The sequence below is a fragment of the Planomonospora sp. ID91781 genome (assembly GCF_015711595.1).
Classification (GTDB): domain Bacteria; phylum Actinomycetota; class Actinomycetes; order Streptosporangiales; family Streptosporangiaceae; genus Planomonospora; species Planomonospora parontospora.
Window position 1 is genome coordinate 2,808,681 of record NZ_JABTEY010000001.1, and the last position, 19,402, is coordinate 2,828,082.

Genomic DNA, 19,402 nt, shown 5'->3' on the forward strand with positions numbered 1-19,402 from the left:
CGCAGAACGGGAGCAATAGGATCCGCTGCAGGCAAAGCAGGCATGAAGGAAGTACTGATGGGCGCGGGGAAGGGCCGTGGGGGACGGGCGGACCGCGGCGCACGCGGGCCCGAGGGTCCCGGGAGCGGAACGGGGGCGTCCGCGAGCGGGCCGCTCTTCGACAGGCGGAGGATCGAGGAGATCATGATGAGCGACAGGACGCGGGGCGGGTCCGGCGGGCGCCGGCTGCTGCTGAAGGGCTTCCTGCTGGCCGTCGGTGCACTGGTGGTGCTCGGTGCCGTGCTCAGTGGCTGCTCCAGGGTGAGCACCCGGCCCGACGAGATCGTCCTGCACTACGCGGGCGGGACCTTCGAGGCGATCAAGTTCGAGCGGTGCATCAACCCGTCCAGCGGAGCCACCATGCTCGGCCCCGGCGACACGGCCTACTCCTACCCGTTCGGCCAGCGGACCTTCGACTTCTCCGGGGCCGAGGACGCCGAGTCCCAGCCGCTCTCGGTGGTCAGCAAGGACAACGTGGAGATGAAGGTCTCGGGAGTGGCCACCTTCACCCTGAACACCGACTGCGGGACCCTGCGGCAGTTCCACGAGAAGATCGGCCTGAAGTTCCGCGCCTACTTCGAGGAGGAGGGGGAGTCGTCGGACGGCTGGCGGCGGATGCTCGGCATCTACATGCGCGTGCCGCTGGACCGGGCGCTGGACGCCGCCTCGCAGGAGTTCGAGTGGCGAGGGCTGTTCAACGACCCGAAGGTCAAGCAGCAGTGGGAGGCCCGGGTCGGGCAGCTCGCCCGGGAGTTCATCAAGGAGGCGGCGGGAGCGGGCTACTTCTGCGGCCAGAACTACGCCGGCAGCGGTGAGTGCGGCGACATCTCGCTCACCATCCAGAAGCCCGAACCGCCGGAGAACCTGGTCGCCGCGCTCTCCGCGGAGCAGGCCGCCAAGGCGGAGAACGCCGCGCAGGCCCAGCGCAACGCCAAGGTCCGCACCGAGATCGAGTCCATCAAGGACCTCGTCAAGGTCCTCGGCCCGAACGGCGCCGTGCTCTGGCAGGCCATCCAGAAGGGTCAGGTCACCGTGGTCCCTGTCCCGCAGGGCAGCGACCTGGATCTCACCCCGTCGGCCGGTGGCCGCTGACGGGGGCGCCGAGCTCCTCCCCGGCCGCCGCGGCCTGGCGGCGGATCCGCTCCAGCACGGCGGGCCGCAGACGTTTGGCCTCGAAGGTGCGGACCATCCGGTCGAGCGTGCCGGAGGCCCGCTCCAGGTCGCCCTTCTTCGCCTGGGCGGAGGCGAGGCGGCGCATCACCATGTTGAGGGTGATGTTGTCGACCCCGCCGTCGCCCGCCGAGGCCTCCGCCACCGCGGACAGCTGGCGGATGCTCTCCTCGGCGTCGGGCGGGCGGACCGTCAGCCGGCGGGCGTCCGCGGCGAGGTCCTTGAACCCCCGCTCGGCGTTGACGCCCCGCACCATGCGCGCGTACACCGCCAGGGGATGCCCGCCGTACCGGGTGATGACCTCGCACAGGGCGTCGTTGCCGGCGGCGAGGGCGGGGGAGTCGGAGCCGAGCAGGGACAGCAGCGTGCCGGCCTGCTCGCCCAGCATCAGCTCGGCGACCTCCTGGTCGGCCCGGGCGACGGGGTGGCGGACCCGGACGGACAGCACCGGGGAGACGATCCGCGACCCGTCCGCGGCGAGGTACTGCGCCCGGACGCGGTACTCGCCGGGCTCGGCGAAGTAGTGCCCGTCGGCGCCGTGCCCGATGTAGGCGCTGCGGTAGATCGCCGGGTCGTCCGCGTCGAGCCGCACCTCGGCGGTGTCGTCCACGCAGTGGCGCATCACCGGCCGGTAGAGCACGGTCCGGCCGGAGGGCCGGGTGATCGCGACGTGCGTGAAGTCGGTGGCCGGGTGGAGGTGGCCGTGCGTGGTACGGCCGCGCAGGTCGGTGGTGCGGAGCTTGAGCTCCACGACCACCGGTTCGCCGAACTCGAAGGCGTCCTTGGCGCGCAGCTCCAGGGCGAGCCCCGACCGGTCCTCGACCGGCTCGTCGAAGAGCTCCGGGGAGATCTCGGCGGCGCCCCGCCCGAAGGGGTTCGCCCCCATGACGACGTCGCGGTGGTGGCCGTGCCGGAGGTGGACCAGTTCGTCGTCGGTGAACTGGAAGGGGAAGGCGGCCCAGTAGGCGGCCTCGCCGCCGGCCCCGGACAGGGGCCGGTAGTGCTGGACGTAGTTCATCCAGCTCAGGTCCCCGAAGCCGTTGTTGGGGCCGAGGGGCCGGGGCGGGTCGGCCAGGTTCTTCTGCCAGGAGTGCAGCAGGTTGAAGGCGTGGCCGAGCTCGTGCACGTAGGTGCGGAGCTGGGCGCGCAGCGCCTGCGGGGTCGAGCCCTTGACGGCGTCGTGGAAGACCGCGGCGCCCTGGCGCTGGCAGGCGTCGCCGTAGTCGAACATGATCCCCCGGTAGCCGCCGACGTGCGCGCTGGCCAGGAGCATCCACACCCTCCATTGCGGCGCGTCCGCGTGCAGGCTGAAGTGCCGCACCATCGCGTTGTGCAGTTCGGCGTCGTCCCAGACCAGGTCGGTCCCGGCGGCGTCGGCCGCGATGACGTCCGCGGCGGCCGACAGCTGCAGCTCGATGCCGGCCTCCGCGTAGGCCCGCACGACCGTCAGCTCGCGCGGCGGAGCCGCCGCGGGACCGGGCAGCGAGGCGGTGTCGTAGGAGGTGAACGGCACCGTGCCGGCCACCGAGTCCTGCTCCAGCAGCACGCTGCGGAAGTACGGCGAGACGAAGGGGCACAGGTAGGCGGCGCCGGGCCTGCCACCGGGCGTGGAGAAGCGCACGGTCGCCTCGCCCGGCGGCTCGGGGGCCGGGCGGAGCGGGATGCTCACCCGCACCTGCGAGGCCGCCGCGGTGAAGGTGAAGGCGCCCGTGCCGGTGATCACGACCTGGCCGCCGGAGACGTCGACCGCGGGGGAGTCCACGACGAAGGAGCCGGTGTAGGAGACCGTCTCCCCGGCGGTGGTGAAGAAGTCGCCGCTGACCCGGTGCTGCGGGCGGACGCCGTCGACGTCCACGCGCAGCTCCAGCAGGTGGCCCTGGCCCCCGCTCCGGTAGCGCCCCCGCGTCAGCGGCGCCTCCCGGGCGGCCGGCCCGGTCTCCGGCGCGGGGACCTCCCCGGTCAGGTGCTGCTCCGGCGCGGCCGTGCCGGGGGAGGGCGCGGGGGCGGTGGGGTCGGTTGGAGCGGACATGCGGTCTCTCCGTTCGCTCGGCACGCGGCGGGCGGGGCGCCGCCGGGGACCGCCGGATCTCCGGCCCTGCGGTTCCCGGTTCCGGGCTCCCCGGCCTGCGGCTCCCGGTTCCCCGGGTGGCGTGCCGCCGGGATCCGCGGTGCGGGCCCCGGCGACGCGTCCTACACGGACCCTTCCTCCCGCTCCGGCATCCGTCAACGAGGACCCGCCGACGGACATCCGTCAGCGCCTCCCCACCGATGGAGGCCCGCCGACGGGGATGCGTCAGCGCGGACCCGACGACGGAGATCCGCCGACGGGCGGTCCTACAGGGAGCCGCCGAGCTCGGCGCCGAAGTCGCCCGCGATCCGCCGCATGCCCTCGGCGAGCTCCTCCCGGTCGAGCGTCTCGATGCGCTCGGCCGGACCGGAGACCGACATCGCGGCGACCGTCCGGGAGCCGTCGTGCACCCCGACGGCCAGGCAGTGCACGCCCAGCTCCTCCTCGCCCAGGTCCATCGCGTACCCCCGGGCGCGGACCCGCTCCAGTTCGGCGAGCATGCCGGGCAGGTCGGTGATGGTGTTGGCGGTCCGCCGGGGCATGCCGGTCCGCTCGACGAGCGCGGCCACCTCACCGGTCGGCCGGTCGGCCAGCAGCACCTTGCCCACCGCCGTGCTGTGCGGCAGGACCCGCCTGCCCACCTCGGCGAACATCCGCAGCCGCCGGGGGGAGGGCACCTGCGCGACGTAGACGATGAAGTCGCCCTCCAGCACCGCCAGGTTCGCCGTCTCGCCGGACAGCGCGACCATCTTCTCCAGGTACGGCTGCGCCCACGCGCCCACCATGCGCTCGGCCACCCCGCCGAGCCGTACCAGCGCCCCGCCCAGCGCGTAGCGCCGGTCGGACTCCTGGCGCACGTACCCCCGGGCCAGCAGCGTGCGCAGCAACCGGTGGATGGTCCCGTACGGCAGGCCGGTCGCGGCGGACAGCTCGGAGATCCCGGCCTCGCCGCCCTTCCCGGCGAGCGCCTCCAGCAGGTCCAGCGCCCGGTCGACGGACTGCACCGTGCCCATGGCGCCGCCCGTCCCGCTCACCCGATCTCCCGCAGGGCCCGCAGGGAGGCGTCCAGGACCTGGGCGGTGTGGGCGACCGGGATCGGGGTCGCGCCGGCGCGGCGGATCGCCGCGGTGATCTGCATGGTGCAGCCGGGGTTGGCCGAGACCAGCAGGTCGGCACCGGTGGCGAGCACCCGCTCCGCCTTGCGGTCGCCGAGTTCGCGGGCGGCCTCGGGCTGGAGGATGTTGTAGGTCCCGGCGGAGCCGCAGCAGATCGCCGACTCGGCGATCTCCCTCAGCTCCAGGCCGGGCACGGCGGCCAGCAGCTCGCGCGGCTGCGACCGGATCCCCTGGGCGTGGGCCAGGTGGCAGGCGTCGTGGTAGGCGGCCGTCAGCGGGAGCGGGTGCCGCGTGGCGACCGGCCCCAGCTCGACGAGATACTCGGCCAGGTCCGCGACCCTGATCGCGGCGGCCCGGTCGGCCCACCCGCCGTCGAGGATCCCGGCGTAATCCTTCATGGTGGAACCGCACCCGGCCGCGTTGACCACGACCGTGTCCACGCCGGCCCGCTCGAAGGCGGCGATCGTCCGCCGGGCGAACCGCACGGCCTGCCCGGGACGGCCGGAGTGCAGCGACAGGGCGCCGCAGCACCCCTGGGCGGGCGGGATCACCACCTCGCAGCCCTCCATCGCCAGCACCCGCGCCGTGGCCGCGTTGACCTGGGGGAAGAACTCGCCCTGCACGCATCCGGTGAGCAGGCCGACCGTGGCCCGGCGCCTGCCGACCGCCCGGACCCGGCGCGGCAGCCGCCGGTGCCGTACCGGCTCGGGGGCGAGGTCGGCGAGCGCGGCCAGGGACGGGCTGACCCGCTCCAGCGCCGGTGCGATCCGCCGCCGCAGGCCGGCGCCCAGCCGCAGCGGCAGCCGCATCGCCCGCAGCCGCCGGGGATAGGGGAACAGCCGGAAGACCAGCTCCCGCACGGCCCGGTCGGCGGGCGGGCGGACGTGCTCGCGCTCCACCACGGCCCGGGTCTGCTCGATCAGCCGGTCGTAGCGCACCCCGGACGGGCAGGCCGTCACGCACGCCATGCAGCCCAGACAGGCGTCGAAGTGCCCCGCCATCTCGCCGGTCACCGGGGTGCCCGCCACGTGCTGGCCCATCAGGTGGATCCGGCCGCGGGGGGAGTCCATCTCCTCGCCCCACAGGACGTAGGTGGGACAGGACGGCAGGCAGAACCCGCAGTGCACGCAGTCGCCGATCAACCCGGGGTCGATGCCGGGCCCGATGCGGGGGTCGATGTCGGGGTCCACGTCAGAGGCCTTCCGCCAGCCGGCCGGGGGACATCCTCCGGCCGGGGTCGAACCGTTCCTTCACCCGCCGCATCAGCGGGAGCGCCCCGACCGGGCCCCAGGGGTCCACCCGCCGGGCGAGCTCCGGCGGCGCGGCGAGCACGGTCAGCCTGCCGCCGAGCGGGCGGACGTCGTCGCGCACCCCGGACACGAACGCCGCGAACTCCGGCCCGCCGGTCTCCGCGGGCAGGGCGACGTGCAGGACCGCCGAGGCCAGCGACCCGCGCACCCGGGCGGGCAGCCCCCGGGCGGCGACCGCCCGCAGCGCGCGGTCGGCGGACGCGGGCGGGACGCGCAGCTCCAGCAGGACCTCACCCGGGACCCCGCTTCCCGGCGTCTCCCCCCACCACGCGGGCGCCTCCCCGGCGACCTCCCACGGCCCGCAGGCGCCGACGAGGTCCTGTACGGCCTGTGCCCGCGCGTCCGCCGCGGCCCCCTCGAACAGCGCGGAGACCGTGACGCCCCCGGAGGGCGCGGCCCAGTCCAGCTCGACCGCGCTCGGTTCGGTCTGCGCGGCGGCGAGCGCGGACGCGAGCGCGGCCGGGCCGATCGGACCGGCGGTATCAGCAGGGCCGACCGGATCGCCCATGCCTGCCGGTCCCGCCGGGCCGATCGGGGCCTCGAACCGTCCGGAGCCGTCCAGGGCCGTCCAGGAGTCCGGGCCGGGGAGGCGGGCGGTGGTCCAGCGGCGGACCGGGGAGACCGGGTGGAGGCGGAAGGCGGCCTCGGTGATGATCCCGAGCGTGCCGTACGAGCCGGTGAAGAGCTTGCCGAGGTCGTAGCCCGCGACGTTCTTCACGACCTTCCCGCCGGACCGGGCGACCGTGCCGTCCGCGAGCACGACGGTGATCCCGATCAGCAGGTCGCGGGCGGTGCCGTAGCGGAGCCTGCGCGGCCCGGCGGCGGCCGTGGCGAGCGCGCCTCCGACGGTGGAGCCGCCGGCGGGGACGTCCAGGGCGAGCTCCTGGCCGGCGGCGGCGAGGACCCCGGCCAGGGCCTCCGCGGTCACGCCCGCCTGCGTCCGCACGACGAGGTCGCCGGAGGCGTGCTCCAGGATCCCGTCCAGGCGGCGGGTGCCGACCAGCAGGTCGCAGCGCTCCGGCGGGCGCCCCCAGTGCAGCCGGGTGCCGCCGCCGGTGGGCACGGCCGCCAGGTCGAGGGAGGCGCAGACCCGCATCAGCGCCGCGACCTCCTCGGTGCTCTCCGGCAGGGCCACCCAGCGGGGCACGACTCCGGCGACGGCGTCGCCGGGACCCGCGTCCCGGATCTCCGCACCGGTCCCGCGCAGCGCCGCCACCGCGGCGCTCCCGCCCGCGAAGGCCTTGTCCGCGGTGTTCCCGCCCGCGGCGCTCCCGCCCGCGGAGCCCCGGCGGGGGCCGCTCCCGTACGGCGCGCCCATCAGAACTGCTCCGCCCTGCCGGACTCCACCAGGGGGTGCGCCCCCCGGCGGACGCCCGGGACCTCGCCGCACAGGCGCGGGGTCGGGAAGACCTTGCCCGGGTTGGACAGGCCGCGGGGGTCGAAGGCGCAGCGGACCAGTTGCATGGTGTCCAGATCGTCGTCGGTGAACATCTTCGGCATATATCGTGCCTTGTCCACGCCGACCCCGTGCTCACCGGTGATGGATCCGCCGTGCTCCACGCACAGGTCGAGGATCCTGCCCGAGACGGCCTCGGCCCGCTCGGCCGCGCCCGGCTCGGCGTCGTCGAAGAGCACCAGCGGGTGCAGATTGCCGTCCCCGGCGTGGAAGACGTTGGCCACCCGGATGCCGTGCTCGGCCGAGAGCCGGTCGATGCTCGCCAGGACGCCCGGCAGCGCGGTCCGGGGGACCACGCCGTCCTGCACGATGTAGGCGGGGCTGATCCGGCCGACCGCGGCGAAGGCGGACCTGCGGCCCTTCCAGATCGCGGCCCGCTCCGCGGGATCGGCGGCGGTCCGCAGCTCGAACGCGCCGCTCTCGAGGCAGACCCGCTCCACCTCGGCGGACCGGAGCGCCGTCTCGGCGGCCGGCCCGTCCAGCTCCACGATGAGGACCGCGCCCGCGCCGGCGGGGTAGGCGCAGGCCACGGCCGCCTCGGCGGCCTCGATCGCCAGCGCGTCCATCATCTCGATCGCCGCCGGGACGATGCCGCCGCCGATGATCGCCGAGACGGCCCGCCCGCCCTGCTCGATGCTCCCGAACGCCGCCAGCAGCGTGGTCACGGCCTCCGGCGCGCGCAGCAGCCGTACGGTGACCTTCGTGGTGATCCCGAGCGTGCCCTCCGAGCCGACGAAAGCGCCCAGCAGGTCGTAGCCCGGGTCGTCGGCGTCCAGGGTGACGATGTCGCCGTCCGGGGTGACGATCTCCAGGGCCAGCACGTGGTTGACCGTGAAGCCGTACTTCAGGCAGTGGGCGCCGCCGGAGTTCTCCGCCACGTTCCCGCCGATCGTGCAGACCTGCTGGCTGGAGGGGTCGGGCGCGTAGTAGTAGCCGTGCGGGCGGACCGCCTCGGTGATCGCCAGGTTGGTCACGCCGGGCTCCACCACGGCCCGCCGGTTCGGCAGGTCGACCTCCAGGACGCGCCGCATCCTGGAGGTGACGACCAGCACGCCGTCGGTCCGCGGGAGCGCGCCGCCGGACAGCCCGGTGCCCGCGCCCCGGGCCACGAACGGCACGCCGTACTCGTTGCAGATCCGCACCACGGCGGCGATCTGCCCGGCGGTCTCCGGGAGCACGACGACCCCGGGGACGGCCCGGTGGTGGGTCAGCCCGTCGCACTCGTAGGTGCGCAGCCGCACCGGATCGGTGATCACCGCCCCGGGCGGCAGGACCGCCGCCAGCCGCCGGGCGGCCCTGCCGAGCGCGGGGCCGCGCACGGGTGTCGCGCCTGTCGTGTCCGTCAACGCGCCTCCTCCGGCGGCCGCGGGGCCGCGGTGGGATCCTCTCCGGACGAGGAGGATCCCACCGCGGGATCCCCCGTGTCACGGCATGCGGGCATACGCGGGCAGGGTGAGGAACTCGGCGAAGTCGTCGTCGAGGGCGACCTCCTTGAACAGCGCGGTGGCCTGGGCGTAGAGGGCCTCGTCGTAGCCCGGCTCGGCCTTGATCTTGGCGAGCTCCTCGTCGATGATCCGCTCGACGAGCTCCTTGGTGACCACGGCCCCGGTGTCGGCGAGCTCGATGTCGTTGTGGATCCACTGCCAGATCTGGGAGCGGGAGATCTCGGCGGTGGCGGCGTCCTCCATCAGGTTGTGGATCGCCACCGCGCCCAGGCCGCCCATCCAGGCGGCGAGGTAGCGCAGCGCCACGTCCACGTTGTTGCGCAGGCCGGCCTCGGTGATGTCGCCCGGGGTCTTGGAGACCGCGAGCAGGTCGGCGGCGGAGACGGAGACGTCCTCGCGGAGCCGTTCGATCTGGTTGGGACGGTCGCCGAGCACGCCGTCGAAGACCTCGCGGCAGATCGGGACCAGGTCGGGGTGGGCGACCCAGGAGCCGTCGAAGCCGTCGCCGGACTCGCGGGTCTTGTCGGCGGTGACCTTCTCCAGGGCGACCCTGTTGACCTCGGCGTCGCGGCGGGAGGGGATGAAGGCGGCCATGCCGCCGATGGCGTGCGCGCCGCGCTTGTGGCAGGTGCGGACCAGCAGCTCGGTGTAGGCGCGCATGAACGGGGCGGTCATGGTCACCGCGTTCCGCTCGGGCAGCAGGAACTCCCGGCCCCGGGTCCGGAACTTCTTGATGACGCTGAACAGGTAGTCCCAGCGGCCCGCGTTGAGCCCGGCCGAGTGGTCGCGGAGCTCGTAGAGGATCTCCTCCATCTCGAACGCGGCCGGGTAGGTCTCGATCAGCACGGTCGCGCGGATCGTGCCCTGCGGGACGCCGAGCAGGTCCTGCGCCCGGACGAAGACGTCGTTCCAGAGGCGGGCCTCCAGGTGCGACTCCATCTTCGGCAGGTAGAAGTAGGGGCCCTTGCCCTTGGCGAGCTGCCGGGCGGCGCAGTGGAAGAAGTAGAGGCCGAAGTCGACGAGCGAACCGGAGAACGGGGCGCCGTCGCAGGTGAGGTGCTTCTCCTCCAGGTGCCAGCCGCGCGGGCGGACCACGATGGTGGCCAGCTCCTCGTCGTGTTTGAGCGCGTAGCTCTTGCCGCCGGTCTCGAAGTCGATGGTCCGGTCCAGCGCGTCCCGCAGGTTGAGCTGGCCGTTGACGGTGTTCTCCCAGGTGGGGGCGTTGGCGTCCTCGAAGTCCGCCAGCCAGACCTTGGCCCCGGAGTTCAGCGCGTTGATCGTCATCTTCCGGTCGACCGGGCCGGTGATCTCCACCCGGCGGTCCACCAGGCCGGGCGCGGGCGGGGCGACCTTCCACTCGGACTCGCGCACGTGCCTGGTCTCGGGAAGGAAGTCCAGGGTGCCGCCGGCGGACAGCTCCTCCTGCCGCGCCTGGCGGGCGGCCAGCAGCTCCAGGCGCCGGGCGCCGAACTCGCGCTGGAGGGCGGCGACGAAGGCCAGCGCCTCCGGCGTGAGGATCTGGTCGAACCGCTCCAGCATGGGGCCGGTGATCTCAACGCCGTCCATGAGCTTCCTTTCCGTCTGGTGGAAAACGACTTCTGAATTGTGGAATCGACGCTACTGGACGGTCACTTACGGGTCAAAGGCCGGGGTCCTCTCAGGGCCCCCTCCGGGGTCTCCCGGATGGGATCATGAGGACGGCCGGGCCACAGTTGGATCAGTTCCCTCCGGCGGAGAGGGCGCGGAACCGGTCGTGAGGGGGAGGCGGAGCGCCTCCCGGAAGTCGAGGATCAGTCTCATGAAGAAGAACATGCTGGCCGCGGGGGCGCTCCTGGGATCGGCACTGGTGCTCTCCGGCTGCGGGGTCGGTCCTCTGGCCACTCAGCAGACCGCCGTCTCCTACGACGTGGCCGACGAGGTGCTGGTGCTCTCCGTGGACGCGGAGGCCGGGGACATCGTGGTGAACGAGTCCGGCCGGAGCGGGATCGGCGTCACCGAGACCCTCCACTGGAGCAACGACAAGCCCAAGACGGAGCACTCCGTCGACGGCGGCACCCTCACGCTGAAGTACACCTGCCCGTCCGGGTTCAGCCTGGGGAGCTGCAGCGTCGACTACAAGGTCGAGATCCCCAAGGGGGTGCGGGTCCGGGTCGAGACCGGCGCGGGCGACATCACGCTGCGCTCCCTCACCGGCGAGGTGGAGGCGGGCAGCGGAGCCGGTGACATCGAGGCCGGCGGCCTGGCGGCCAAGACGTTCACCGCCGACACGGGGGCCGGCGACGTCGAGGCGGAGTTCACCGCCGCACCGGACCGGGTCGACGTGGAGACCGGCGCGGGCGACGCCACGGTACGGCTGCCCAAGGGCCCCTACCGGGTGGACCTCGGCAGCGGCGCCGGGGACGAGACGATCCAGGTCGAGCAGGACCCGTCCGCGACCCGCACCGTGAAGGTGAGCAGCGGCGCCGGGGACGCGAAGGTGCTCCCCGTCTGAGCCCCGCCCGCCGGCTCCGGGTCCCGTCCGCCGATCCCGGGGCCCGTCCGCCGGTCCGAGCCCTGCAGTCGGCCCCGGGCCCGCCCGCCGGGTCCGGGTCCCGCCCATCCGGGCGGGCGGGCCGCAGGGGATAACCAGGTGAGGTCCGGACGTCGACATGGCACCATCGGCGGGAAGACATCCGAGGAGTCCGGGCGTTGTCATAGGTGTCACGCCATGGGCGTCACAGGATGACGCACACGGAAACCGAGCATCCGAACAGGAGCAACGACATAGACACTCGTGAGTCGCTGGACTTTGACCAGTTCGACGATCTGCCCGAGACCGGTGAGATGGACCTGGCCGAGCGCCAGGCGCTGCGCCGGGTGGCAGGGCTCTCCACCGAGCTCGAGGACGTCACCGAGGTCGAATACCGTCAGCTGCGGCTCGAGAGGGTCGTCCTGGTCGGTGTCTGGACCTCGGGCACGGTGACCGACGCCGAGAACTCCCTCCTGGAGCTCAAGCTCCTCGCGGAGACGGCGGGCTCGGAGGTGCTGGAGGGACTGATCCAGCGCCGCCAGAAGCCCGACACGGCGACCTACATCGGCTCCGGCAAGGCGCAGGAGCTGGCGGACATCGTGGCGGCGACCGGCGCCGACACCGTGGTCTGCGACGGTGAGCTGAGCCCCGGCCAGCTGCGGCAGCTGGAGGAGGTCGTCAAGGTCAAGGTCATCGACCGGACCATGCTGATCCTCGACATCTTCGCCCAGCACGCCAAGAGCAGGGAGGGCAAGGCGCAGGTCGAGCTCGCCCAGCTCAACTACCTCCTGCCGCGTCTGCGCGGCTGGGGCGGAAACCTGTCCCGCCAGGTCGGCGGCCGGGCCGCGGGCGGCGTCGGCATCGGCGGACGCGGTCCCGGTGAGACCAAGATCGAGCTGGACCGCCGCCGCATCCGCGAGCGGATGGCCAAGCTCCGCCGGCAGATCGGCGAGATGACCACCGCGCGCGAGACCAAGCGCGCGCGGCGGACGCAGCGCGAGGTCCCGGCCGTGGCCATCGCCGGCTACACCAACGCCGGCAAGTCCTCGCTGCTGAACCGGCTGACCGGCGCGGGCGTCCTGGTGGAGAACGCGCTCTTCGCCACCCTCGACCCGACCGTCCGCAGGGCCTACACCCCCGAGGGGCGGCTGTTCACGCTGGCCGACACCGTCGGGTTCGTCCGGCACCTGCCGCACCAGCTGGTCGAGGCCTTCCGCTCCACGCTGGAGGAGGTCGGCGACGCCGACCTGATCCTGCACGTGGTCGACGGTTCGCACCCCGACCCGGAGTCGCAGCTCGCCGCAGTGCGGGAGGTCTTCTCCGAGATCGAGGGCGCGGGGGACATCCCCGAGATCGTGGTCGTCAACAAGGCCGACGCCGCCGACCCGGTGGTGCTGGCCCAGCTGACCGCGCGGGAGAAGCACACCGTCGTCGTCTCGGCCCGCACCGGCGCCGGGATCGACGAGCTGAGGGCCGTGATCGAGCGCGAACTGCCGCGTTTCGACCGGGAGGTCCGGATGCTCGTGCCGTACCAGCGCGGAGACCTGGTCTCCCGGGTGCACGAGGAGGGCGAGGTCCTCGACGTCGAGCACACCGAGGAGGGCACGATCCTGCACGCCAGGGTCCTGCCCGGTCTGTTCGCCGAGCTGGAGCGGACCGCCAGGCCGGTCGAGACCGTCTGAGGCGGCCGGAGCGGCGCGGCGGCGGCCCGCAGGAGCGATCCGTGAGCCGGGCCGGGGACGTGCGGACGTCCCCGGCCCGGCTCACGCACGTTCCGAGGGCGTTCAGGAGCCGTCCGGTCCGTCCGCCGTGCGGCGGAAGATCACGAGCGCCACGTCGTCCTCGCGGGCGCCGAAACGGGTGATCAGGCGGTCGCAGAACGGCTCCAGGTCCTCCGTGACCGCCTCCGCCACCTGCCGGGCGGTCTCCAGGCTCTCGTCGAGCAGCGTGTCGCGGTCCTCGATGAGGCCGTCGGTGAACAGCAGCACCGAGCCTCCCGGAGGGACCGAGAGCCGGTCGACGCGGTAGGTCTCCTCGGCCACGCCCAGCAGCAGGTTGCCCAGGCCGTGGTAGCGGGCCCCGCCGCGGCCGTCGGTGAGGAGCGGCGGGATGTGCCCCGCGTTGGCGATCTGCGTCTCCCCGGTCGCCGGGTCGATGAGGACCAGGCAGACGGTGGCGGTCATCCCGGGGTGGTAGCGCCGCAGCACGTCGTTGAGCAGCGCCATGGAGGCGCCCAGGTCCACCGCAGGCCCGAGGAGCGAGGCGCGCAGCGCGTGGCGGAGCTCGGCCATCACGGTGGCGGCGAGCAGTGAGTGCCCCTGGACGTCACCGATGCCGACGAGGACCCGCTCACCGAGCTGGACGACCTCGTAGAAGTCCCCGCCGACCTCGACGTTGTCCACCGCGGGCTGGTAGCGCCAGCTGATGTCCAGCCCGGCGACCTCGGGGATCCGGGCCGGCAGGAGGCTGCGCTGCAGGGTGAGCGCGATCGCGTGCTCCTCGGCGTACGCGCGCAGGTTGTCGACCGTCAGGGCGAGCGCCTGCCCGAGCTGGCGCAGGATGTTGCACTCGTCCTGGTCGAGCGGGGGGACCGCCTCCACGCCCAGGGCGACCGCGGGACGGCCGGGTTTGGTCCGGGAGAGCACGGACAGGATCTCGTCCTCGACGAGCGTGTCGGGCAGCAGCTCCGCCCAGAACGCGGGGGAGAAGGTGAGGATCTCCGTTCCCACGGCGTTCCCCGTGGTGCGGGCGCTCAGTTCGGCCAGGACGCCGGGGGCGGCGGGCCTCGGCACGGCGGTGCCGTCCGGGGGCATGGCGGTGAACCTGCGGACCCGGCCGTCGGGCGGGAGGACCAGCACGCCCGCGTGCCTGCCCAGGATCCGGCAGGTGCCCTCGACGGCGGAGGCGACCAGCTCGTCGAACGTTCCGGCGGCGTTCATCGCCAGGGTGACCTCGGTCAGGGCGGCGAGCCGCCGGGCCATGCGCTCGGCCCGCTGCCGCGCGCGGTAGTAGCGCAGCGTGGCCTCGATCGTCGCCGCGAACTCGTCCGGTTCGACGGGTTCCGCCAGATAGGCGTCCGCGCCGCGGTCCAGCCCCCGGGCCCGGTCGGCGGCGGTGATCGCCGCCCCCGAGATCTGGACGACCGGGATCGCCGAGGTGGCGGGATCGGCCTTGATCTGCTCGCAGACCGCGTAGCCGCTGAGGTCGGGCAGGCGGACGTCGAGGACCACGAGGTCGGGGTGGACCTCCCTGACCTTGGCCAGCGCCTCCAGGCCGCCCGCCGCCTCCACGACCCGGTGCCCGGACCGCCGCAGCCAGCTGGACAGGATGTAGAGCTTGGTCGGCGTGTCGTCCACGACGAGCACCGTCGCCTGCTCCGTGCCGGCCGTCCGGCCCGCCCGCTCGTCGGTCATCCTCGGTCGTCCTCGTGTTCCAGTGCGTGCCGTACGGTCTCCAGCAGGACGTCCCGGCGCAGCCCGTGCTTGGGGAGGACGGCGCGGACGTTCGGCGGGTGGTGCTGGGAGGTCGCGGCGGTGACCATGACCACGGGGACGTCGCGCAGCCGCTCGTCGTCGGCCATCCGCAGCATCAGGGCCGCCCCGTCCATCCGGGGCATCAGCAGGTCCACCAGGGCGAGGTCCGGAGGGGCGGCCGCCATCGCCTCCAGCGCGGCCAGCCCGTCGGAGGCCTCGTCGATGCGGGCGGCGAAACCGGTGAGCATCCGCCGCACGTCCTGGCGGAACTCCGCGTCGTCGTCGGCGACGAGGACGCGGCCGACCACCGGTACGGCGTCGTGGCCGTGCGGGAGCCGTACCACGACGGTGGTGCCCCGCCCCGGCGCGCTGCTGAGCCGGAGCGTGCCGCCCATCGCCTCGGTCAGGCGCCGGGCGTACGGCAGGCCGAGCCCGGTGCCCCGGGCCCGCACCTGGATCGGGCCCGGAACCTGGTAGAACTCCTCGAAGACGCGGTCGAGGTGCTCGGCGGGGATGCCGATGCCGGTGTCGGTCACCGTGAACACCGCCTCGCGGGTCGTCTCGTCGTACGTCACGTCGAGCCGGACCTCTCCCTCCTCGGTGAACTTCAGGCCGTTGGCGAGCAGGTTGCGCAGGACCCTGGTGAGCATGACCTCGTCGGCCAGGATCTCGGACGGCCCCCCGGTCACCCGGACCGAGAGCGCGACCCCGCCGGCCCCGCCGGTCGGCTGCAGCGTCATGCGCAACCGCTCGGCCAGCTCGACCAGGTCCACCGCGGCGGGCTGGGGGTCCAGCCGGCCCGACTCGGCCTTGGCCATGTCGAGCAGCTCGCTGACCAGCGCCAGAAGCGTCTCGGCGGAGGAGCCGATGAGCCGGACCTGGTGGAGCTGCTCGGCGCCGAGCGGGTCCCCGCCGGGCCCCACCAGCAGGCGGACCAGGCCGATGATCGAGTTGAGCGGGGTGCGCAGCTCGTGGCTGACGGTGGCCCAGAACCTCTTCCTGGCGTCGCTCGCCTCGCGCAGCTGCCGGGACTTCTCGTCCAGCTCCGCGTAGAGCGCCACGACGCCGCGGTTGGTCTCCTCCAGCTCCGCCGAGAGCTGGTTGTACAGGGCGAGGACGCCCTGGTTGGTCTCCTCCAGCTCGGTGTTGAGCTGCCGCACCTCCTCCAGGGTCTCGGCGAGCTCGCGGTTCTGCTGGCGGAGTTCGTCCAGGGCGGTCGCCGGCGTCAGCCGGCCGAGCCTGGCGCGGATCTCCGCGGCGGAGAGCCGGACCTGCCCGGGCGGGAGGCGCTTGCGCATGCTCACCCGCCCGCCCGCGGGATCGGCCTCGATCGAGTCCATGAGGCGGCCCGCCAGCGTCACGCCGGTGGTCGGACGGAAGCCGGCGTCCGCGGTGAAGGCGAGGGAGACGACGAGCTCGTCCTGGTCGAGCAGGAAGACGACGGAGACGTCGTCGAGCCCCTCGATGGCGATCTCCCGTCCCAGCTCGCTCAGCGCCGTGGCCACCCGGATCTGGTCCTGTGCCGTCATCCCGGCCGTCTCGGCGACCTCGCGGCCCAGCCGGCGCATGGCGAATACGTCCTGATCGTCCAGGACGCGGATCCTGATCAGCTCCTCACCGGTCATGCGGCCGGTCTCACCGCCACCACGCAGGCGTCGTCCCGGCGGGTCCCGGCGTCGCGCAGCAGGGTGACGGCGGCGACGGAGGGCGCGCGCGCCACCAGCCCCGGATCGGCGGCGACGTCCCAGCGGTCGGAGAGCCCGTCGGAGTGGAGCACGACCATGGCGTCCTCCGGCAGGGTGTACTCGTACTGCCGGAGGGTGCGGCCCTGGTGGCCGGCGATGCCCGGCACCGAGATCATCCCCTGGCGGCCCTCCGGGTGGGCGATCCACGCCGAGACGTTGCCCAGGCCGGCGAAGCTCACCGGGCCGCCGGCCGCGCCGATCCGGGCCACGGCGACGGCGCCCCCGCGCGTGCGGGCGATGTCGCGGTGGATCCGCTCCAGGGCGGAGACCGGCTCGAAGCCGGGATGCCGGTCGGCGTGCTCCAGGAAGACCCGCACCGCCTCGCGCGAGGCCAGGGCCGCGGCCTCGCCGTGCCCCAGCCCGTCGCACACCATCACGGTGGTCGACGTGCCGCTCCCGACGACTGCGAAGGCGTCGCCGCAGACGGTCTCCTCCCCGATCGGGCGGGTCACCCCGCTGACCCGCGACGGGGGGAGGACCGCGCCCCGGGCGGTGAAGCACATGCCCACCACGGTGCCGCGGCCGGGCACGGAGTGCACGTCGTACCCGCTGGCCATGCGCGCGATGCCGCCCAGTCCGATGCCGAGCGTGCCCTTGGTGGAGTATCCGTCCCGCAGGGCATGGGAGAAGTCGTGCATGCCCGGTCCCCGGTCCATGGCGACCACCTCGACCGCGGCGGCCAGCTCCGGGTGCGGCCGGATCAGCATGACGCCCTCGACCGCGTGCTTGACCAGGTTCGAGGCGGCCTCGCTCACCGCGACGGCGACCCGGCCGGTGTCCTGCTCGTCGAAACCGCACGCCTCGGCCAGCGCGACGGCGGTGCGGCGGAGCGAGCCGACGGCGCTCTCCTCCTCGGCCCTGATCCAGACGTCGTTGTGGGAACGGATCACCTGGCCCATTTCGTCACCGTCACCAGCGTCCCCTCTCCGGGAGCCGATTTCAGGTCGAACTCGTCGACGAGGCGGCGGGAGCCGCTCAGGCCGAGTCCCAGACCGCCGCCGGTGGTCCAGCCGTCGGTGAGCGCCTGCTCGATGTCGGGGATGCCGGGCCCGTCGTCGCTGAAGGTGAGACGCAGGCCCGAGCGCGTGCCGTTGTGCACGATCTCGATCCGGGCCCGGCCGCCCCCCGCGTAGACCAGGGCGTTGCGGGCCAGCTCGCTGGCCGCGGTCACCACCTTGGTCTGGTCCACGAGGGACAGCCCGACCTCGACGGCGGTGGCGCGGACCTGCTGGCGCACCAGTACGACGTCGCTGTTGCCGGTGATGGGCAGTTCCGCGGGAGACGTCACCGCGTCGCCGCAGTCGTCCGCGTGCCGCCGCCGCGGCGGTCGCGCTGGTCGAGCAGGGCGACGCCCTTCTCGAGGTTGAGCGCGGTGCGCACGCCCCCGAGGGAGAGCCCGAGCTCCACCAGGGTGATCGCGACGGCCGGGCGCATGCCCACCACGATGGTCTCGGCGTCGAGCATGCGGGAGATCGAGGCGATGGTGGCGAGCATGCGGCCGATGAACGAGTCGACGATCTCCACGGCGGTGATGTCGATGATCACTCCGCGTGCGCCCGTCGCGACCACCTGGTCCGCCAGGTCCTCCTGGAGCGCCAGGACGCTCTGGTCCTGCAGGTCGATCTGGATGGAGACGATGAGGATGTCCCCGAGCTTGAGAACGGGCACGCGGTCCATCAGACCTCCTCGGCCCGTACGGCGATGCGGGTCCTGCGGCCCGAGTCGATCTCGACCCCGCTCCGGCGCAGCGCGTGGGCCAGGGCGTCGGCCAGCGAGGCCTTGGTCACGATGTCGCCGAACTCGATGCCGAGGGTCACGATGGTGTGGGCGATCTGCGGGCGGATGCCGGAGATCACGCACTCGGCGCCCATCAGCCGGGCCGCCACCACGGTCTTGAGCAGGTGCTGGGCGACCTGGGTGTCGACCGCGGGCACGCCGGTGATGTCGATCACCGCGTGCTCGGAGCCGGTGTCCACCAGGGTCTGCAGCAGTTTCTCCATGACCACCTGGGTCCTGGCCGAGTCGAGGGTGCCGACCAGCGGCACCGCGACGATGCCCTCCCAGAGCTTCACCACCGGGGTCGACAGCTCCAGGAGCTGCTCGGCCTGGTCGATGATGATCTTCTCGCGGGTCGCCGCGTAGGTCTCGAAGGTGAAGAGCCCGAGGTCGTCGACGACCTTGGCGAACCAGATGAAGCCCCGCAGGGCCTCCGGGTCGCCGTCGGCCTCGACGATCTCGTAGACCGCCTCCTTCACCCCGAAGACCGCGACGGCGGTCGCCGTCGGGCTGTGCCCCTCGCGGGCGCGGGATCGGGACAGGTCCGCGAGCAGGCCTCGCAGGTCGCTGGTGTCGCCGGACTCCAGGGAGTCGCGCAGGGCGTGGTAGACGTCGCGGAGCCGGCCCGCGAGGTCGCTCCGGTCCGCCGGTCCACCGGAGGCGGTCTCCAGCCAGCGCTTGAGGATGCGCTCCTCGTGGTCCCGGAGAAGCTCTTCGATGCGACGCCGGCCGGCGTCCGCGTGGACGGTCAAGATCACTCCCAATGCATACGAGGCGCTCGCAGGCAAGGCTACAGCGCTTGTCCTGATGCGCCCCATTCGTGAAGCGGGCCCGGGAAGGGGCCGCAGAGCTCGTGGAGCGGGGCCGGGAGAGGGCTTCGGAGCGGTGCCGGAGTGCCGGTGACGCGGCCGGTCGCTGTGTGAGATTAGAAGGAAATCAGCTTTGAGGGCAATGCTGATGCTTGCGCCGCAAGCCCCGATTGGGGAGAACTGGCACTTCCTAAAAACCGTATATATCCCCGTAAATCGGGCACTGGCCGGTCAAGGTTTAGGTTGCTACCATGGGGCAAACCTAACGAGATGTTAGGGCACAGGTCTGTTTGTCGCCCGATGTTACAGGTGGGGAACAAGTGATCTGAGCTGCAGAAACATGCTCGCTGTGGGCTGCGGGCGCGGGGCCGGCGAACCGGCGGCGGTTACGGCGAATCGGCGTTCTTCCCCATTAGCCTGTACAGCGGGCCAAGCTGTGAAATAACGTAACTGAACCGAAACCGCCGGATCATGGCTCCGGCGCTAC

General features: G+C 73.2%; 15 protein-coding genes. 3 read left to right on the plus strand and 12 right to left on the minus strand.

Going from position 1 to position 19,402, the window contains the following annotated elements; genetic code table 11:
• Positions 1-186 precede the first annotated feature (186 nt).
• A complete protein-coding gene (locus HS048_RS12775) occupies positions 187-1,131 on the plus strand; it encodes an SPFH domain-containing protein (protein WP_084008299.1) in 945 nt (314 codons plus the stop codon).
• Here the strand turns inward: HS048_RS12775 and HS048_RS12780 are convergent.
• From HS048_RS12780 to aceB, 6 genes are all read right to left on the minus strand, one after another.
• Positions 1,106-3,238, minus strand: coding sequence for a hypothetical protein (locus tag HS048_RS12780; RefSeq protein WP_196467061.1), 2,133 nt, complete (start codon positions 3,236-3,238; stop codon positions 1,106-1,108). The two genes, HS048_RS12775 and HS048_RS12780, sit on opposite strands and share 26 nt — an antisense overlap.
• A 305-nt stretch (positions 3,239-3,543) precedes the next feature.
• Positions 3,544-4,311, minus strand: a complete 768-nt coding sequence (locus HS048_RS12785; RefSeq protein WP_307832450.1) for an IclR family transcriptional regulator — start codon at positions 4,309-4,311, stop codon at positions 3,544-3,546.
• Positions 4,308-5,546, minus strand: coding sequence for a (Fe-S)-binding protein (locus tag HS048_RS12790; protein ID WP_196467887.1), 1,239 nt, complete (start codon positions 5,544-5,546; stop codon positions 4,308-4,310). Before HS048_RS12790 ends, HS048_RS12785 begins: the two co-directional genes overlap by 4 nt.
• A 37-nt stretch (positions 5,547-5,583) precedes the next feature.
• Positions 5,584-7,020, minus strand: coding sequence for an FAD-binding oxidoreductase (locus HS048_RS12795; protein ID WP_196467062.1), 1,437 nt, complete (start codon positions 7,018-7,020; stop codon positions 5,584-5,586).
• The gene (locus HS048_RS12800) at positions 7,020-8,441 is read right to left on the minus strand and encodes an FAD-linked oxidase C-terminal domain-containing protein (RefSeq protein WP_230881485.1); all 1,422 of its coding nucleotides are present in this window, start codon (positions 8,439-8,441) and stop codon (positions 7,020-7,022) included. The genes HS048_RS12795 and HS048_RS12800 overlap by 1 nt, the downstream gene beginning before the upstream one ends.
• 141 nt (positions 8,442-8,582) lie before the next feature.
• The gene (gene aceB / locus HS048_RS12805; RefSeq protein WP_068896901.1) at positions 8,583-10,169 is read right to left on the minus strand and encodes a malate synthase A; all 1,587 of its coding nucleotides are present in this window, start codon (positions 10,167-10,169) and stop codon (positions 8,583-8,585) included.
• Between the two features lie 232 nt (positions 10,170-10,401).
• Between aceB and HS048_RS12810 the strand changes: the two genes are divergently transcribed.
• Together HS048_RS12810 and hflX are read left to right on the plus strand one after the other, a co-directional pair.
• Positions 10,402-11,094, plus strand: a complete 693-nt coding sequence (locus HS048_RS12810; protein WP_068896900.1) for a DUF4097 family beta strand repeat-containing protein — start codon at positions 10,402-10,404, stop codon at positions 11,092-11,094.
• Positions 11,095-11,426: 332 nt separating this feature from the next.
• Positions 11,427-12,794 carry a GTPase HflX gene (gene hflX, locus HS048_RS12815; RefSeq protein ID WP_230881486.1) on the plus strand — a complete coding sequence of 456 codons (1,368 nt, stop codon included), beginning with the start codon at positions 11,427-11,429 and terminating at the stop codon, positions 12,792-12,794.
• Between the two features lie 102 nt (positions 12,795-12,896).
• On the opposite strand, the gene HS048_RS12820 is transcribed toward hflX, so the two are convergent.
• The 6 genes from HS048_RS12820 to HS048_RS12845 are packed head-to-tail and all read right to left on the minus strand — an operon-like array spanning position 12,897 to position 18,864.
• Positions 12,897-14,525 (minus strand): fused response regulator/phosphatase, encoded by a 1,629-nt coding sequence (locus HS048_RS12820; protein ID WP_196467063.1) that lies wholly within the window; start codon positions 14,523-14,525, stop codon positions 12,897-12,899.
• Positions 14,522-16,210 (minus strand): ATP-binding protein, encoded by a 1,689-nt coding sequence (locus HS048_RS12825; protein ID WP_068896897.1) that lies wholly within the window; start codon positions 16,208-16,210, stop codon positions 14,522-14,524. Before HS048_RS12825 ends, HS048_RS12820 begins: the two co-directional genes overlap by 4 nt.
• Entirely contained in the window at positions 16,207-17,229 is a 1,023-nt protein-coding gene (locus HS048_RS12830) for an ATP-binding protein (protein ID WP_196467064.1), read from the minus strand. Before HS048_RS12830 ends, HS048_RS12825 begins: the two co-directional genes overlap by 4 nt.
• A complete protein-coding gene (locus HS048_RS12835; RefSeq protein WP_196467065.1) occupies positions 17,217-17,618 on the minus strand; it encodes an anti-sigma regulatory factor in 402 nt (133 codons plus the stop codon). The genes HS048_RS12830 and HS048_RS12835 overlap by 13 nt, the downstream gene beginning before the upstream one ends.
• The gene (locus HS048_RS12840) at positions 17,615-18,007 is read right to left on the minus strand and encodes an STAS domain-containing protein (RefSeq protein WP_196467066.1); all 393 of its coding nucleotides are present in this window, start codon (positions 18,005-18,007) and stop codon (positions 17,615-17,617) included. The genes HS048_RS12835 and HS048_RS12840 overlap by 4 nt, the downstream gene beginning before the upstream one ends.
• Positions 18,007-18,864 carry an STAS domain-containing protein gene (locus tag HS048_RS12845; protein WP_374058761.1) on the minus strand — a complete coding sequence of 286 codons (858 nt, stop codon included), beginning with the start codon at positions 18,862-18,864 and terminating at the stop codon, positions 18,007-18,009. The genes HS048_RS12840 and HS048_RS12845 overlap by 1 nt, the downstream gene beginning before the upstream one ends.
• Positions 18,865-19,402 lie beyond the last annotated feature (538 nt).